Origin of the sequence: Massilimicrobiota sp. An142 (assembly GCF_002160725.1) — a bacterium.
Classification (GTDB): Bacteria; Bacillota_I; Bacilli_A; order Erysipelotrichales; family Coprobacillaceae; genus Allocoprobacillus; species Allocoprobacillus merdigallinarum.
On record NZ_NFLD01000004.1, the window covers coordinates 56,541 to 75,564 of the forward strand.

General features: G+C 27.7%; 18 protein-coding genes. All 18 read right to left on the reverse strand.

What is annotated here, in order from left to right; translation table 11 throughout:
• Window positions 1-72: 72 nt before the first annotated feature.
• The 18 genes from B5E87_RS02735 to B5E87_RS02820 all read right to left on the reverse strand — a co-directional run bounded on the left by B5E87_RS02735 (window position 73) and on the right by B5E87_RS02820 (window position 18,915).
• A complete protein-coding gene (locus tag B5E87_RS02735) occupies window positions 73-1,110 on the reverse strand; it encodes a tyrosine-type recombinase/integrase (RefSeq protein WP_087243418.1) in 1,038 nt (345 codons plus the stop codon).
• Window positions 1,097-2,110: a tyrosine-type recombinase/integrase gene (locus B5E87_RS02740; RefSeq protein WP_087243419.1), complete on the reverse strand. Its 1,014-nt coding sequence runs from the start codon at window positions 2,108-2,110 to the stop codon at window positions 1,097-1,099. Before B5E87_RS02740 ends, B5E87_RS02735 begins: the two co-directional genes overlap by 14 nt.
• Entirely contained in the window at window positions 2,083-3,648 is a 1,566-nt protein-coding gene (locus tag B5E87_RS02745; protein ID WP_087243420.1) for a tyrosine-type recombinase/integrase, read from the reverse strand. Before B5E87_RS02745 ends, B5E87_RS02740 begins: the two co-directional genes overlap by 28 nt.
• A 127-nt stretch (window positions 3,649-3,775) precedes the next feature.
• Entirely contained in the window at window positions 3,776-4,534 is a 759-nt protein-coding gene (locus B5E87_RS02750) for a DDE-type integrase/transposase/recombinase (RefSeq protein WP_087243421.1), read from the reverse strand.
• Window positions 4,535-5,065: 531 nt separating this feature from the next.
• Complete coding sequence (locus B5E87_RS02755) at window positions 5,066-6,004, reverse strand: IS30 family transposase (protein WP_087243422.1); 939 nt, start codon at window positions 6,002-6,004, stop codon at window positions 5,066-5,068.
• Between the two features lie 756 nt (window positions 6,005-6,760).
• Window positions 6,761-7,366 (reverse strand): CatB-related O-acetyltransferase, encoded by a 606-nt coding sequence (locus B5E87_RS02760; RefSeq protein ID WP_158095529.1) that lies wholly within the window; start codon window positions 7,364-7,366, stop codon window positions 6,761-6,763.
• Window positions 7,363-8,247, reverse strand: coding sequence for a glycosyltransferase family 2 protein (locus tag B5E87_RS02765; RefSeq protein WP_158095530.1), 885 nt, complete (start codon window positions 8,245-8,247; stop codon window positions 7,363-7,365). Before B5E87_RS02765 ends, B5E87_RS02760 begins: the two co-directional genes overlap by 4 nt.
• A 9-nt stretch (window positions 8,248-8,256) precedes the next feature.
• Window positions 8,257-8,961, reverse strand: coding sequence for a GT-D fold domain-containing glycosyltransferase (locus B5E87_RS02770; protein WP_158095531.1), 705 nt, complete (start codon window positions 8,959-8,961; stop codon window positions 8,257-8,259).
• A 52-nt stretch (window positions 8,962-9,013) separates the two neighbouring features.
• The gene (locus B5E87_RS02775) at window positions 9,014-10,408 is read right to left on the reverse strand and encodes a lipopolysaccharide biosynthesis protein (RefSeq protein ID WP_087243426.1); all 1,395 of its coding nucleotides are present in this window, start codon (window positions 10,406-10,408) and stop codon (window positions 9,014-9,016) included.
• Window positions 10,409-10,427: 19 nt separating this feature from the next.
• Window positions 10,428-11,225, reverse strand: coding sequence for a glycosyltransferase family 32 protein (locus B5E87_RS02780; RefSeq protein WP_087243427.1), 798 nt, complete (start codon window positions 11,223-11,225; stop codon window positions 10,428-10,430).
• Between the two features lie 35 nt (window positions 11,226-11,260).
• A complete protein-coding gene (locus B5E87_RS02785; protein ID WP_158095532.1) occupies window positions 11,261-12,409 on the reverse strand; it encodes a hypothetical protein in 1,149 nt (382 codons plus the stop codon).
• Window positions 12,393-13,223, reverse strand: coding sequence for a glycosyltransferase family 2 protein (locus B5E87_RS02790; RefSeq protein ID WP_087243429.1), 831 nt, complete (start codon window positions 13,221-13,223; stop codon window positions 12,393-12,395). The genes B5E87_RS02785 and B5E87_RS02790 overlap by 17 nt, the downstream gene beginning before the upstream one ends.
• 14 nt (window positions 13,224-13,237) lie before the next feature.
• The gene (locus B5E87_RS02795) at window positions 13,238-14,419 is read right to left on the reverse strand and encodes a glycosyltransferase family 4 protein (protein ID WP_087243430.1); all 1,182 of its coding nucleotides are present in this window, start codon (window positions 14,417-14,419) and stop codon (window positions 13,238-13,240) included.
• 11 nt (window positions 14,420-14,430) lie between these two features.
• On the reverse strand, window positions 14,431-15,495 hold the full coding sequence (locus B5E87_RS02800; protein ID WP_087243431.1) for an ATP-grasp domain-containing protein: 1,065 nt from the start codon (window positions 15,493-15,495) through the stop codon (window positions 14,431-14,433).
• Between the two features lie 15 nt (window positions 15,496-15,510).
• Entirely contained in the window at window positions 15,511-16,518 is a 1,008-nt protein-coding gene (locus B5E87_RS02805) for a hypothetical protein (protein ID WP_087243432.1), read from the reverse strand.
• Window positions 16,519-16,521: 3 nt separating this feature from the next.
• Entirely contained in the window at window positions 16,522-17,049 is a 528-nt protein-coding gene (locus B5E87_RS02810; RefSeq protein WP_087243433.1) for a GNAT family N-acetyltransferase, read from the reverse strand.
• The gene (locus B5E87_RS02815; RefSeq protein ID WP_087243434.1) at window positions 17,042-17,689 is read right to left on the reverse strand and encodes a sugar transferase; all 648 of its coding nucleotides are present in this window, start codon (window positions 17,687-17,689) and stop codon (window positions 17,042-17,044) included. Before B5E87_RS02815 ends, B5E87_RS02810 begins: the two co-directional genes overlap by 8 nt.
• Window positions 17,689-18,915, reverse strand: a complete 1,227-nt coding sequence (locus B5E87_RS02820) for a DegT/DnrJ/EryC1/StrS family aminotransferase (protein WP_087243435.1) — start codon at window positions 18,913-18,915, stop codon at window positions 17,689-17,691. The genes B5E87_RS02815 and B5E87_RS02820 overlap by 1 nt, the downstream gene beginning before the upstream one ends.
• Window positions 18,916-19,024: the final 109 nt, after the last annotated feature.

The window sequence follows — 19,024 nt, forward strand, 5'->3', positions numbered from 1 at the left end:
GATTATCTTCAAAATAGAGAAGATAACCTCTTATTTAGGATGTTTTTTGTTTTATTTTTGAAGATAATGTTTTTACTCCAAACCACAATATTTTAATAAATCCGCTTCTTTTCCTTTCCACTTTTTTTCTTTTCTATTAGGATTTGATGGAAAATTATCTTTGACTGCTTCTAGTGCTTTTCTTATGTCTTCATCATCAGTATATGCGTATATAGAGGTTGTCATTATATTTGAATGCCCTAGAAAATCTTTTATATAGGACATAGGTACTCCATTTTTGTACATTGCCATAGCTATTGAATGTCTAAGCATATGTGCGTGTAAGTTGAGTGGAAAATCTGGCGTTTTTTCATGAATTTGTCTCGCATATTTTTTTAATATTGCATCAACTGTTCCTGGACACATTTTAGTTTTAAGATTTTGATGTTTTGTGTAAAACAAATATTCATCCGCTTTTGAATTATCATGAAACTGTTTCAAATAATTGTCAAGGTGAACAACAACTCCTTCTAGTATAGGGATTCTTCTGACTTTGTTGCCTTTACCTAAAACTCTAATCTCAATTCGATTATCAAACCTATATATATCATTTAATTTTAAATTTAATAGTTCATCTAAACGTATTCCAGTTTCATACAACATGATCATTAAAAATTGATTTCTTTTTCCTATTCTTAATTTTGTATCTGGCTCATTCAACAATAGCTTAACTTGATCTGTCGTCAAATACTCTAGTTTATTATTTTTTCCGCCTTTAAATCGGTGAATACTTTTAACTTTCACATAATAGTTGTATAATTCTATATCTTCTTCCGCGCAATACTTTAAAAAAGACTTAAACGCAGATAATCTAAGATTAATTGTATTTATTGAACAGCCTTTCTCGTTCTTTAAGTAGGTTAGAAAACTATAAACATTATCTTTATTGAAATTATCAAAATTCATATTAACAAATTTAATATTAAGGGTAGTATCAAAATAAATTCTTATTTGGTTGAATGCTTGTTTATACGCTTTTAATGTTTTTTCAGAGTAATGTCTTTTTGTGATTAAGTAAATTTTTAGATATTCACTTAGCCAATCATGAAATAAAATATTATTCTTTGTCATCATCGATCACCTCAGGTAAAACTGTGTTATTTGTATCTGTCATTAAACTATTGAAAGTCGAATAAAAGGTTGGAACTAATTGGATATAATAATCTGTATCTGTATAATGAGTATGACCTAAATATCTGGAGAAAAAAGGATACATTTGATTAATATCAATGCCATCTTCAACCCATCTTGAAAGGCGTTCAGTAGCAAAAGTATGCCTAAAATCATGTATTCTTCTTTTATTACCAACCAGCGGTATATCTTTAAAAGCAATTACGCTTATTTCAAGAAACCAATTGTCAATCGTTGCCTTACCTATTTTTTTATCACCAGTGTTTGTGGGAAAAAAATACTTTCTTTCTGGCAATAGGAATGAAATTATCTGATTATATTCTTTAAGCATAGAAATCAACTCATCACTTAAGTAAACCTTTCGTTCTTTCCAACCTTTTGCCTCTTGAACTAGGAGATACCCATCATTAAAATTAACATCTTCTAATTCTAAATTGATGGCTTCTGAAAGTCGCATCCCACATAAATAATAAAGTCTGAAAATAACTGGAGCAACATATTTTTTATAAGGAGAACCCTTTGAATCGGATAAATTATCGACTATTTTAAAGAAAGAAATTAATTCTTCTTTAGTATAAATATGAGCCTCATATTTGATTTGTTTTTGTGGAATATGACCGGGAACCACAAAACAATCAATGCCTAGTCCTGATATATATTTTGAAAGTTGCCTTATAGGCGATATCCTTCGGAGTAAACTGTTTTGGTGTTCGTTAGGCTTATAGTTTACCCAAGCATTTATTATTTCTGGTGTAATGGTAGTTGCCTCTGGAAAGTTATCAACGAGCATTTTATCAAAACAGCTTAAAATCTGTGCAGATGAATTATAAGGATAGCCAGAATTGCGCTTTTGATTAATAAACGATTGTATTAATTGACTCATTTTAGAATGATATTGGTAGCTTCGAATTTTTACATCCATGATTTGATTCCAATCCATCTAGCGTCTAAACAGCAACTTCTTAATTTTTCAGAATCCAGTGAGTAATAATATTTATCTGAATCTTTATTAACGTGACCTAGGCTATCCGTTATAATTTGATAAGGTACTTCCATGTCCAATAACCTTTTTACTAAAGAATACCTGAAGACATGTGTCCCTTTCCCCTTACCATTTAAAGGCGTAATATTTAACTTTTCAAAAATTCGTGAGCATAGATTATAGGCACTCTTAATTTTGTGATAGGGTTTCTGTTTTCTTATGAAGATATAAGGTGTATTACATTCGGGGCGTTCGTTTTCCAAATAATTGAAAATAGCGTTTCCAACATCATCCAGCAAAGGAAGTGTGAGATAAACATTTGTTTTTGTCTGAGTAATTTTAATTTGATCTCGATACCAATCAATTTCATCAAATTTCAAATTACAAATATCAGAATCTCTTAAGCCGTATCTGATAGCTAGTAACATGATGGCTTGATCTCGATACGAAATCTTATCCAAATAAGCAATCAATTTCAATTCGTCATCTTTTGAAATTATTGAAGGATTGAAAGATTTTAGATATAGTGGTTTTTGTATCATAGACGAAAAATTTTTAATCATGTATCCTTGATTATAAAGGTATAACAATATTTTTTTGACTATAGGATAGATGGTTTTAAGGGATGATTGGGTAAAATCTTTTATTACTTTTTCACATAACATTTCTATGTCATTTTCGATTATTAATAATAAATCATCTGATTTCTTTACATTCAGATAGATCATCATTTTTTTGAAGACATAGTAATAGAGATTCACTGTATCTAATGCCATATTATTATTGTTCATAGATAACATATAATCCTGTATAATAATCTGTAAATCTTCATCCAATATAATTTTACTTGACTTAAATATGTGCCAATGATATGTACCGCTATTGGCTACTTCGATAAGAATATTTAAAGCTCTTTTTCGTATCTTATAAACCCATTTTTTCAATAAACCAGTATCAAACTTTAATTGGTTATCTTTTAAAAAACTGTTTAAAACTTCTTTATCATAAGTAAAATTCTTATGAGAAATTAACCATGAATAAATATAAAGATAAGCTTTTTTATACTGACCATATGTTGATTGGGTAGTATCTTCATTCTTAATATTATATAAAGTATAACTGATTAAATACAAATTATCTGCACTGTCGTCTAAAGGAAACGTAAAATTTTTAAAATAAGCGGTAACTTCTTCATATGTATAAAGATTTGGCAAATTTAATAAATATCCATCTTGATCAAGAGCGTTAGTAGAGGCAACTTCATCAACAAGTTTAACAACCCATTTTCGATTTAAAATGGCATCATAGCCATTAGAACCGGCTAAAATAAAATCATCATATAACTTTTGACAAGGCCTTGTAAATCCATTGCATGATCCAAATTTTAAAAAACTCTTCAAATACCAATGATGTCTCAAAATAGTCGTCTCACAAAGATTATTACTTTTTTGATTCAATTCAAAACAAGTTTTCATAATGTTCTCTAGTTCGTTCATTTATGTCATCCTTTCTGTTCATTTAGACAAGAATAGCATAGCATAAGAAAAAACATTATCTTCAAAAATAAAACAAAAAACATCCTAAATAAGAGGTTATCTTCTCTATTTTGAAGATAATCTTTTTTTAGAGATAATCTTTTGGCTTCTTAACTCTAGCAGGTATAATGACAGTATCATAGTATTCTGCCATTTCTTGATATGCTTTATTAATGATGATATCTTCATATTTTTTATGAGATATGATACCTGTTTTTAAATTGTCAGGGACAATCATCAATGGAACTCCACCAAAGAATCTTAACATGTTGATATGAAGATTAATCCAGCTTTCCTGTTTCATGTTGTCGGTTGCTTCACAATAAATATATTGACTAAAAGGAAGCACTGCAACGAAAAGATAAGCTTTGGATATGATTTGTCTTCGTGACAGATCATAGATTGGTAAAGTCTGTCCTGCAAAATCGACTTCAACCTTTTCACCCGGTTTTTGTCCAATATGCATTGTTAGATTATTCTTCTCAACATGTTTCTTGTAAAGTTTTGAGAACTGAGTATATTTAAGAAACGGTTTATTCTCAAGCTTGCATCTTTCAATATATTCTTCCCATAGAAGCATAACAGTGACACCAGGCTTTAATAGTTCCTTATGAACATAATCATAATCTGGTCTTTCATGATAATAAATCACCTCCTTCTTGTTCCCAAATATTTCTTTAATTTCATCGTCAGTTTTATCTTTAATAAGTTCATATGTTATAGAAAGTTCATCAGCCTTTTCATAGGTAGACTTTATTTTTCTGCTTGCACAATGAACGACAGACATGATGGCCTTTTGAGACATTCCTAACGATCGGAGTCTTAAAATTTCTTTTTCTTTTGTCATAATAAAAATGACCTCCTTTCATGTAAATGTAAGGTGGGAAATCCTTACAATTCCATTGTAGAAAGGAAAAACAAAAATAAAAGAAAAATCGTCATCACACCAGTGTGATGACGACATCAAACAAGTAACATTATTCGATTTTCAAAGTGAAATATTCAATAAACTATGTAAGTCATTTGATTGATTTCTTTCATTCATTTGATTATCCTCCTGTTTTTTAGTTTTGCAGTTTCCAGGCCGCAATACTATTATACAGGAGGTTTATATCATTATCACTACGCTAAAGCTTTTTATTGGCCCACAGACTATCTGTGGGTTTTATTGTATACAATGAAAGCGGGGTATTTAGACCCCGCTATTAATTTAAAATTTTTAGTTAGAACCCCTCAATTATTTAAAGGACTCAAATAATCTAATAAAAATTCAAATAAAATGTTTATTATCATAAAAATCATTATTAACATTGCAATATAAATATTATAATGTGTCAAAAAATTATATTTTCTAAAAATATTATTCTTTTTTTAAAATCTAAAGTGCACCATTTATCATATATTCACATTCTATGTCATATGCTGATTTAAAGTCAAACATTTTTCTATTCATTGAGTTGATTTTAAAGCTTATATCATCTAAGTATTGTTGTTCAATGTTGTACATTGATTTTCCTTTTGGTATGAATCTTCTTACCAGTGCATTTGCTCTCTCGTTTGTTCCTCTTTGAAATGAACAATATGGATCACATTTATACAGTTTTACATTCATTCTTTTTGCTGTGATTCCCAATGCCTCAAATTCTTTGCCATTATCAACCGTTATTGATTTTACTTCTATTTCATTTTCTTCTATATATTTTCTTATCAGCTTATCTATATAGTATTCATTTCTTCCTTCTGCCTTGATTAGCCACATCACCCTTGTACATCTATCTACGATTGATATGATGCTGGCATATTCATTTTTCTTGCCTATAATTGAATCTATCTCTAAATGCCCTGGCTCATCCCTTTTTTCTATGTATTTGGGCCTTAATCTTATTGGTAATACCGTTTTATGATCTAGATTCCATTTGAGGTGGTTCATCATTCCATTTTTTCTTTTTCTCTTTTTCTTTCTTCTTTTATAGCAGGTATCTTTTGGTTGGATTTCTATCTTTCCGTCATTGATCCAGTTATAAACCTGTTGTGCACTGACTGATGGCTTGGTTGGATAGTATTTCTTAAATTTGTAGACACATGCTTCAATTGAATTGACTCTCCAGTCATAACGCTCGATAAGATATTCGATAAAATCTTTATATTTGACGTGAATATCAGGTATCGATCGTGGCTTATGAATCTTATTAAGATATCTGGAAACAGTAGAATGAGAGATATTGAGTCGTCTTCCAATTTCTCTCATTGAGCATTTACACTCATGCAAAATATCAATTTGTGTTTTCTTTTTTTCATCTAAATGTTTATAATTCATATGGGAGCTCCTTTTCGTCGGGTGAGCTCCTTTATTGTATCAAAAAAGCACACCTTAGTGGTGCACTTTAAATTTTAAGATAGTCTAAGAAGTCACGGGGTTTTCCAAAACGAATAAGTTTTACGGGAAATCTCCTTTTCCATTTTCACAATCTATGTTCCAAAATCACGGGAAATTCAATAGCTTGTTGATCATATAGCTCATATAAAAAAGTTTAAAGATTGTTCAAACATTTCTTTGTTTTCTTCTATTTAATGTTATATGATTTAGTTATAAAGGTGATAAGTATATATATTAATGATGACTTTAAATCCATTTATTTGGCATCTATTATTAATAGCTACGCTTATTATAGACTGTGTATAATATCTCATAAGATCAACTATTAATTTATTTGCTGATACGTTATTTATTTCATTTTTATATGGTGTATATATACTTTTCAACTATGTTTAAAATGTCAAAATAAAAAGGAATCATTATTTTACGATTGACATTTCATGCTATCTGGTCACAATGACCTGTCAAACGTACTATCAGGTAGGAAATCCTACAATTTTATAATCAACAGTACACATTAAAAACAGAATATTAAATATGCCAAATTCTCGACTATAGGTATTAAAAAACGGAAAGGTAGTTCTTCCCGTATTAATTTAGAATCTAAAACCCCAAAACCCCATGTTATTTTAGATTACCAATTTTAATTTAGGTATAATAATAAGCTTAAATTTACTACAATCAAAACATTTACAATTAAATAATTTGATCTGTTCGGCATCTAAAATAATCAATATTTTTCATAATTTTATCTTCTGGCCAATCCCACCATTTAATCTGCTCTAATTCATTGATTGTTTGTCTATCAAATCTGTACTTAATGACTTTAGCAGGAACACCAACAGCTATCGAATAAGGTGGAATATCATGCGTAACAACTGCGCCCGCTCCAATAACAGCCCCATTTCCAATTGTTACCCCTTGCAGAATTATCACATTTAAAGAAATCCAAACATCATTACCAATAACAACTTTTTTGTTTTCCAAGCCATAATGTCCATTATCACCAATTATTGGATGGGTAGTTTTTAATTTGAAATTATGGTTAACTGGATTTATTTTTACACCTTCAGAAATTGAACAATATTTTCCAATTTGACAATTTTCTATTGTAGTATTTTTATTAATATATGTGTAATCTCCTATTGAAGTATCATCGCTTACAATAACATTTCTTCCTATTCTTATATTTTGACCATATGTAGCTTTAATAGAAATTAAACTATTGCATATTAGTTTATTTCTCTTTTTTAACATCCATAAATTAAAATATATTTTTAAATTTTTTAAAAATCTTTTCAATTTGATCCACATCTCGATCTTACCTTTCTTAAGAATGAAATAATAATCAATAAGAAAACATCCTTGTTTGACATATTAAATTCTTTTTTTAATTTTTTTAAACCAAAACCTTTTTCTTTTGCTAAATCCTTATATACCGACAATGCAACAAAGTTATATGGAAAAGGCAATGCAACAAAGTTTTGTTTAACACTATAAGTATACCCATTAAAATTATTTTTTCTCAATTCAAGCGATCTATCCGTTAATCCATTTTTCAAATAGTTTCCTTTATAAATAACCTTATTATACCATCTTACTACATATCCTTTCAAAGAAATCAAATTCCATACAACATCTTCTGTTATAAATAATTCTCCTTCAAATTCAGGAAAAGGATATTCTAGTAATATTTCTTTTTTATATACTTCTGCTTTATCACCTAATAAATGGTTAATACATCGCTCTGAATTTTTCACATCTACAAAATCTTTTCCTTTAGGAAAATCACCAATTTGCTCATTGTTTTTATTACCCCTCAAACCAGATACGGCAACAATTTTGGGATTATCTTTTATATCTTCTATCCATTTACTAATAATTTCTATAGCATCAGGCGTTATCACATCATCACTATCAACAATAAAAACAAACTCTCCCTCTGCTAATTTTACTCCTTGATTAATTGCACGGTGTTTACCACCATTTTCCTTCTTTATTAATTTTATTTTGAATTTTTTTTCACTTGCTATCCATAACTCAATCTGCTCACTTGTATTGTCAAATGATCCATCATCTATAACTATCCACTCAAAATCAAAAACTGTTTGCATTTGTAAACTAATATATAAGTTTTTTAATAAATGTGCCCTATTATATGTAGGCGTAATCACCGTTATCATAAGCATCCTCTACTCTCTAAGTTCTAATGGATCATCCCAACAATGACCTGTATCAATTATTTGTATTTCTTCATTTATTAATCGAAAAATTACTGCTTTTGCACATGGACCCGCCGAAATCAATACCATTGATTTTTCCAAATTCTTTAATTTATTTATTTCATTTTTTATATTATTGACAATATGATCAATACTCGCATAAGCATTTTTTTCTGGAACACTTATAAAAACAACTTTTTTCCCTGTTAATTTTTCAAAATCATCAGCATAATTTTTTTTATTGTGTACAAATATGATGTTTTCTTTTTTCTCCCAAATTTCTTTATATCTTTCTCTATAACGTTTTGAAAAAATAAACGAATCTCCATATTCAACAGATTTATCTAAATTATTTTTAAAATAATAACGAAAAAATGACCATGAAGATATCCATTCTCTTCTTTTCAATAGTTCCATTCCACTACACTTTAAAAATTCATTGGGCATACATAATATAAAGTTACAATCAACTTTTTCTCTAAGATACATTTGTTCTATACTTTTTAATTCTAATGATAAGTTTAAATTTTGTTCTTGATACGATATAGATTTCCCTTTCATACTTAATAGTTCTCCATCTCCAAATCTAATCAAACTTTTTTTAGAATTAACTATTTTTTCGATTGTTTTTTCACTAGATAGTAAAGTGGCATTTCTATAACAATTTATTGACATTATAAAATAATATGCTGTTTTAAACCAAACAATACATCGCTTATACCACCTGTTAATCATTTTTTTTCACCTCATTTAATAAATTAATGACTGAATCTTTCAAAATTAATAAAACTATAATTACAACTATTATAGTTGATAATACATTAATAACAATATCATCAATTAAATAATATAATATTATTGATACCAACAAACATGATAATGGATATAAACTGTTAATTTCAGGTTTTATAGAAAACAATTTATTTATATCCATGATTCTTTGTAGTACCAATAAAATCAATGCTAAACTCAAGGAACTTACAGCACCTAAAAATCCATAACATTTTATTGCAATTATTGTTAAAATCACATTAAAAATACCTGTTAGAAGTGTTGAAAAAACTAGATGTGATGATTTTTTTTCAGCTAAATATATAGTACCTATAAAAGATGCATATGCTCCTGCTGTGCTTCCGATCAACAAAATAGGAACAATAGGATAACTATCTACATATTTCAAATCTATCATAATAGGAAAAATAAACTTTACAGCAATTATTAACAAAGATAGACCAACTATTGAATATTTTAATATTTCGCTAATACCTCTTTGATAGTATAACTTCCTATTTGCTATCGAACTCATATCATAAGCCAATTCATTCCATGCAAATTGAAAAACACTTATCGCTAATAACAATACCGAAGAAAATTTATTAGCCACACTATATAATCCATTATAATAACTTCCTAAAAAGTACACAATAAATACTTGAGTGACACCGTTTAATAACCAATTTGAAATTGCAGTTAATGTTAATGGTACAGAAAACTTTAAGAATTGTCTAAGCTTATCAAAACAATATTGATATTCTATTTTATTTAAGAACTTTGTATGTTGTTCAATCAATATTAATTGAATCAATACGCCAAAAATATAAGATATGTAAAATGATTCTACTCCTAAATTTAGATATGTTATCAGAATTACATTGATTATTAGAGCAATAGTCGTATTAATACAACCAGACATAACAAATAATTTGTTATTTTTCAATGATCTAGCAATCACAGTATAAAAATATTGAAATGCAGATAAAATTCCATATATAGATACTAAAATAACATTATCAATATCAACCAACATATTTATCATTAATATAATAAATATCAATATAATAGTTCCAAAAATCATTACAGGAAAACCAATATTAAAAACTTGATATTTTCTCTCTTCTTCTTCATAATCAAAAGAAAATCTAAATATGCCATCCCATATTGATAAATAACATATTGGAACAATAATGTTCATAACAGAAATAGTTAGATTATAATTACCGAATGCGTTTGGCTCTATTTTACTTGTATACAATGGTAATAGAAAAAAAGATACTAATTTAGTAAACACATTACCCAAAAAAAATATTCCTGCAGTTTTAAAAAAATTCTTTATCTTTTTCATTTAATACCTTTCTATATAATTATTTCTTAATAATTTTATTCAAAAATCGTTTAAAAGTTTTGAATAATCCTTCATATTTCAAATTAATCAATAATACGGATATTCTTTTCGAAATGCGCCAAGGAAGTTGCAACTTTTTGTTCAAAAATTGACATAAATTAATAATCTCTTTTTCCGGTTTTCCATACCAACTTGCATCATAATGGTGAATTGTTAATGTTTTATCTGTAATGATCACTTTTTTTTCTATTGGATCCATTGGACAAAAATACTCATTCGGATATATACTTATCCCATTTATTTCTTGTATCGAATTTTTTTCTTTAAAACCATATTTTTTAAATACAGTGGTTGTATATTCGACAATAGTTGTCTGATTTAGCGAACCATCAGGATTTTCGAAATGTATACCTTCATAAAAATTTAATATTTCTTCAATTATCATTTTTCCTTTTTTATTATTATCAAAATCAAACCCCATCCCTAAACCTGGATTAATCATAAGTTTTTCACATCCTAAAAATGATCCTTTTAATATAATTTCGTCTAAAGGTTTTATTACTTCTACATCAGTATCAAAATATAATCCTCCATTTTCTAACAAAATTTTAAATCTTGCATAATCACTTACAAAAGCCCATTTTTTATGTGAATATGCTTCTTTTACATATTCACAGGTATTTATATCAAAATTAGTTTCATTCCATTGAATGATTTCAAAATCAGGTAAAAATTTTTTCCATGAATCAATACATCTTTGTGCACTTTCCGGTATGCTATTTCCACCAAACCAACAATAATGAATAACTTTTTTCATCTTCTACAGCATTTTGTATACGTAAATGTTTTACGTTACTCTCCTTTCAAATTTTTTTTATATATTTGCGCCTTTGAATTAATCATCCCCATCATCAAAAAAGGAATGACAACACAGGTTGGATTACAAATTAAATACTCATCAACACATTGCAATAATATATTCCCAACTAAAGCAATAAAACAACCTAAAACAATGGGATCTTTAGTTTTAATGTACAGCCTAGATGCCGTTTCAAAAATTTTTATATAGTAAATATAAATGATTATTGTCCCAATATATCCATATACAAACAAACCTTGAAACCATAAATTGTGTCCTGAACCAGTATTGATTCCCATTCCAAACATTTTTTCTAAAATATTAAAAGATTCTAATTTTGTCAAAATCATACTATAGTATCCAATTCTTAAATCCATACCATAACTTTTATTTGAAAAATATCCTATAAATTCATTTATAAATTTTGACAAAATTGGATTATTAAAAATAAAACTTATTAATATTGGTGTAATAATTGTAAATATTAATGCACTTATGTATATTATTCGAAAATTATTTATTTTATAGAATACTTTATCAGATAAAACAAGTAATAATAACGTTGCTATGGTTACAACCATTGCATTTCTACAATCTGTTTTAAACATTAAAATTAAAAATACCACTAAATATAACATAGGCCACACTTTATTTCTAGAAGATTTAAACCACAAAAAACTAAATGAGCCACCCATATATAGAATAAAACCTAAAGTATTACTATTAAAATTATCATAAACTGAAAAATATAATTGTATTATTACAATGCCAATAGTAATTAAGCAACAAGGAATATACATTTTATAGTTATCAATTCCTTCATACTCAATTGAACTTAACACAAAGGGAAGTATTAATGAATGACTAATAATAATTGGATCTATAGTGTTACCTCTGAAAATTCCATTAATAATAGAAATAAACACAACAAAAATTATTGGAAAGAAATATGTTATATTTACTCTTTTAAAGTTAAATAATAGTATTAAATACATATATAGCGTAATACCAAGTGTAAACAACATAAATAGATTGTAAGATACACCATATGAATAGGAATAATAAAAAGCATATAAAATTCCGATAACAGATATAGACATCATTCTTGCTTTAGATATTAATAATTTATTTTTTTTCAACATCATATTTATTTAGCTCACATTCCATTTCATCATATGAAATTTTCTTTTTATACCCATAAAAACCACGTTGAATTAAACAAATTATTTCATAAGAAGTTAAATCAGTCATATTTTTCATCCTAAACGGGTAGTAAAATATTAAAATATATTTTAATACTGGATATGCAGCACTTAAAAATGCCCCTATATCATAAAAATATTTTTTATCGTAGCCTTTAAACCAAGTAGATGTCGAAAAATCTACATTCGCAATCTTTTTTGGGTATGCATAAATTTTTAAGCGTTTTCTCCGAGCTTCTCTTAAAAATAATGAATCTTCAGCCATCGAATACATACCAGACCCGGTTCCAAACTTCTCATTAAACCATATATTATTTTCCAATATACTTTCTTTTCGAAAAGCAATCCTAACACTACCATATGATTTATATATGGGAACCTTGTGAACTTTTGTAATTTGTTTTTCCGTTGAATATCTTGAATTCATTTGAGATATATTAAAAACTATCAAATCAGCATTTGGTAAATTGTTAAAAGCTTCTTTAACTATAGCTTCAAACTCATCTACATATCTTACGTCATCATCGCATAGAACACAAATATCGCCGATTGAATTTTTTATGGCTAAATTTCTACTCTTAGATATTCCTCTATCAGAACAACTAATCATTCGTACTGTTTTATTATTTTTTTGTATTTCCAAATAATCTTCTTTATCAGTTTGATTAATTACCAAAATATTAGTATTAGCATTTATTTCATCCAAAAATGATAGATTATTTTGGTTCATAGTAGATAATAATACCTCTATCATTAATTCGTCTCCTTTCACATATTTTTTATTTCATTTAGTATAACTCTATAACTTTTTTCTCTATCAAAATAATTTAAAGCCATTCTTCTAGAATTTTTACCCATTTCAATTCTCAATGGTTTATTTTCGATTAATTTTAATAATGCATCTTTTACATCACTTACATTTTCGCATCCACAATTTATTCCTGAATTATACTCTATTAATAAATTTCTATACTCTAAGCATTCTTGAGTATTAATTACAGGTAATCCAGCCATAGCATAATCGTTAACCTTATTTATAATACTTCCCGCTGAACCCTTTCTTATTGGATTTACTGCTATATCACAATTTACTAACTTTTTAACCATTTCAGAATACTCCAATTTTCCAGTAAAATTACAGTTGACTTTTTTTTTGTGAGCATACTTTTCAAATTTTTCTTTATAAGCTCCGTCACCCATTATTTCAAAAATAATAGGATAATTAATTTCAGATATAGCGTCAATAACTGTTTCAAGATCATAACTAGCAGCTAAACTACCAATATAAACTACTTTTATATTGGTAGTTTCTCTTTTTTCTTTAACAAAATACTTATCAAAATCTTGTTTACTAGTACCTAAGTATACAGTTTCATAAAATTTGCTTTTATTGTTAACTAATTTAGCTCTTTCTAAGTAGGTATTTGATACCGCTATAATTCCATCAGCGTTCTTATATATGCTATTCACTTGATTTTGCATAGGAAAAAAAAGAATATTACTAAGTATTGGAATATTAAACACCATTTTAAATGCTTCTGGCCATAAGTCTTGAATATCAATAATAAAATTAATATCATTTTTTTTACAATAATTTGAACATACTTTTGCAACATCTAATGAAGGAATAGCAGAGTATATCATGTCTGGCTTTTTTCTTTGGGTTAAATATTTTTTTATATTTTTTGAAAGATTATAATGACTAATAAAGCGTTTAATAGATACATTTTTGTTGTAACCAGGTTCATGACATACTGTAATTTTTATTTTATCAAGCATATCAACATTTTCAAAATGATTCTTTTTAGAATGATTATAATCTGATGTGATTATTTCTACATTTATATTTTTATCTTCAGATAGTTTTTTTGCTATATATACAAATCGGCTATTATTTTCTCTTAGATTTTCAATATTTCTTAAATATTGACTTACAATAATTATATCCATATTATTTAACCCTACTTTTCAAATATATTTTCACTTTCTAAAATAATTGGTTCAATATCTACATCTCGTAAAAACACATATGGTTTTTCATATTTATGAAATTGGTCTCTAATTATATTATCGCAGTTGCCATCTTCCATAATTCTAATAGTATCTTCTATTAAATCAAATCCAACTTTTGCCATAACTCCCGTGTATGCCATATGTCTTATATTAATCTCAGTAACTTTCATACTGCCATTTTTATCCTCTTTTAAATCAAAAGACAAAATCCCGTGTGCCTGAACATTAAGTTTTTTTTCTAAGTATTCAACACAAGAAGCACAAAATTTATTAATTTTGTCATCATTTAAAAACCTGCCAAAATGTGTATTACCTGTTACACCTGATGGAGCTGTACTAGCCATTACATATTCTACACATTCTAAAGCAGCTCCTTTAACATATTCTCCGTGATAATATAGCATTTGATTAGCCAAATGCCTTCCTGGTAAAAATTCACTTACTGTAAATTCTGGTATTTTTGAATTAATAAATAACCAACTTTTATAACTTGACATATCATCTAATCTAAGTGAACCTAGACCACCTGTGCCTTCTGTTGCTCTAATCCAACATGGAAAACCAATTGTTTTTTCAACGTCATTAAGTCTAGGATTATCTTGTGTAACTTTAATTGTTTTTGGAATAAAATCAGTACCTTCTAATAAATCAGCCATTATCGATTTATCCTTTAAAGACATAGATAATGTTTTACTTCCCATAAATACTGGGCAAGGAAATTTTCCGTTCCTATCATAATAATCTCCCCATTCGACAATTTCACTTTCTGGTTGAACAAATGCATAGTCTACTTTTTTTTCTGCAATTAACTTTTCAATCCAAGGAAAATATTCATCCGAATTACATTTTGGACATACATAATACTCATCCAACAATCCATTCATAAAAAAACCAATAGCTTTATTATTAATATCACATCCTATAAGCTTATATTCTGGATGTCTTTCTCTAATAATAGTAGCAATAGATCGTGGTGTTAAGCCACCTATCCCTGTAATCAAAATTGTTCTCACACTATCACTCACTTTCTACTCTATATATTGCATTACTTTAGATGCTTCTCTATTCATATCATCAACTGAATAACGTTGATCACATATTAAAGACATTTCCTTATAATGCAGTTTTGTCTCTGCATAAATAAAATTTTTATCAATAGGCCAATGATAAGGACAATAAATTTCTGAATCTATCATATTTTTTCTTAATACATTTCTTTTTTCTGTTTCTAATACGATAGGAACATGTAAAGGACAATCCTCATTGTGTAACTCTTTAAACATTAGTATACCTGTTTTTTTTAATAACTGTATCAATACTTGTGCATTTTTTCTTCTACAATCTCTCAAGTCACTAGAATCTAAATTTTCAAAAATTTGAATTTCACTTATCGATGCTCTATACTCTTTATAATCACTAACTAATATTCTGTTAGCATCTTTAAATGCGTCTAAATAATCTTTTTTTTCACCAATACACTCTTCTATATATTTTTTTTTCATTTTGGATGCAACTCTCCACTTTGATATATATTCAATATTTTCTTTTAAATATTCTTCAGTTTTGAAACCATTTTTACTATAAACTGCTGCGCATAAACAGTCCAACCACTTTCTATAACTAACTACTAAATAATCAGAATAATTATAGGTTTCAAATTTACTAAATGCTGTTTGAGTTGCATCTATAATAATTATTTTATTTTGTTTTTTACAGTATTGAACAAATTTTAGTGTGTCTTTTGAAGAAAAACCAAAATAATCCATAATCAATACATTTTTACTTATTGGTAACGAATTTTCTGAATAAAATTCAATATCAAATCCAGATTCAATAAAAGGAAAAATCATTGAACTACAACAATATGCCGGTAATGCTATAGATTTTTCACCTTCAATTTTCAATTCTTGAGCAATTAAGTAAAGACCTGTTCTTCCAGACAATACATACCTTTTGGGATAATCAACTAAATTAATATATTGATTCTTCCCATACTTAAAAGAGTTTGACATAAATTCACTGCCTATTTCTTTCATTTATTAAATCTCCTTATTAAACTCACTTTTTAAAATCGAAAAACTTACTAAATCAATCTTTTTTCCATTTTTTATAACCCTTGACCTCAATACCCCTTCTCTAATAAATCCACACTTCCTAAATAATGCTAACGAAGCATCATTATAACTTAAAACATGTGCAGTAACACAATTCAAAGATAATACATTAAAACAATAATCTAATCCTAATATAATACTAGATGTCCCTATACCTTTACCTTGCATTTCGTTAAGCAATTTTATATTAATATTTGCTACTCCATTAGAGTTATCAATATTAGAAATGATTAAAGTACCTACTGTTTCGTCATCACAATCAATCATAAATCGATCAGTATTTTTCTCATTTGATATGCTATCCATCCATCGTAATTGTTCTTCTAAAGACACATATACAGGATTACCCACAACAAAAGAACTTATTTTTCGATCATTATTTAATGTCATTAATATTTCTGCATCCTCATATTTTATCGGTCTAATTAATACATGTTTATTAATTTTACACATTTGATTTCTTCCTTTGAATTTCCATATTTTGTTTAATTCTAAATTTATCAAAATCTATTATTTCACCTGATGCTCTAACAGCAATATCGCTTTTCTTAACAACTTTTACCACTGTTTTCAAAATAATTTTTACGTCCAACATAAAACTCACATTATCAACATATTCTATATCATATGCAAATCTTTCTGGCCAATTCACACAATTTCTTCCATTTATTTGAGCTAAACCTGTCAAACCTGGCAAAACATCATGTCTTCTTTTTTCTTCATCATTATAATAAGGTAAATATTGAACCGCTAATGGTCTTGGACCAACTATACTCATATCGCCCTTCAAAATATTAATTAATTCGGGCAATTCATCTAAACTCAATTTTCTTATTAATTTTCCATAAGAATTTAATCTCACATTATCGGGTAGTAATTTTCCATTTTTATCTTTTGCATTACTCATAGAACGAAATTTTATTAAACCAAAAATTTTACCATTTTTACCAGGCCTCTCTTGATAAAAAAATGGATTGCCTTTCATTTGAAAAAAACCAACAACTGTTAAAACACATAAAATAGGAGATAAAATAATTAAAGCAATAAGTGAAATAATTATGTCAAAAATTCTTTTTACATAATTTCTATACATTATTTAAAACACTCCTTAATCACTTCAATAATACGGTTTTGTTGTTCAACAGTCATTTTATTATCACTAGGTAAACATAAGCCTCTACTAAAGAGATCCATACCTACATCAGTACTATTTCCCGCAATATAAGCATTTGTTCTTGCTCTACCATTACCATCTTTCGTAATAAAAGCATGGTTACGATAAATTGGTTGCATATGCATTGGCTTCCAAATTGGTCGACCTTCTGCATTTATACTAGCAATCGCATCTAAGATTTCCATAGGGCATGATTTCCCTGGTTCACTTTGATATAAATAATCGTTCTCACTCATTACTTGTTTACACATTGCTTCAGGATGAATAATCATACAAGATAGCCAATAGTTTGGTTCACATTCATTTTCAATAAATGGGTTCATACTAATAGGTAAATCTTTTAATCCTTCTTTATAGCGATAATAAATATCTTTCTTTTGTCTAATATGTTCTTCTAAATAAGGATATTGTCCTCTAACTACACCAGCAATCACATTACTCATACGATAGTTATATCCTATTTCTTCATGTTGATACCAACGGGCATTTTCTCTTGCTTGTGTTGACCATTTTCTTACCTTATTAGCCGCTTCTTCATCATCAGTTAAGAACATTCCTCCAGATGAACCAGTAATAATCTTATTACCATTAAAACTAATAATACTATAATCTCCAAAATGTCCACATGAAATACCTTTATAAGTTGCTCCTAAAGCTTCAGCAGCATCTTCAATTAAGATAGCATTGCGTTTTTCACATATTTCTTTTATTTCATCAATTTTTGCTGCTACTCCATATAAATGAACTAACATGACTACTTTTACTTCTGGATATAATTCAAAAGCTTTTTCTAATGCTTTTGGGTCCATATTCCAAGTTTCATATTCACTATCAATAAAAATAGGAATACCACCTTCATATGTAATTGGATTTACTGTAGCAGAGAATGTCATATCACTACAAAACACCTTATCCCTTGGTTTAATTCCAGCCATCTTTACTGCCATATGCAAAGCTGCTGTACCTGCTGATAAACCAATTGCATATTTACAACCAATTTTTTCAGTTGTAATTCTTTCTACTTCATTGATATTTTGACCTACTGTTGACATCCAGTTAGTTTCATATGCATTTGTTACATATTTAAGTTCATCACCATGCATTGTTGGAGAACTTAACCAAACTTTATTTTTAAACTTTTCCATATATACCACTCCCCCGTTTTCACTACAAGCATGGAATTCATATCTTTCTATAAATAAAAACATAATGTTCTTACAAAAAAACATACAAAATAAATCATTTTACCTACTT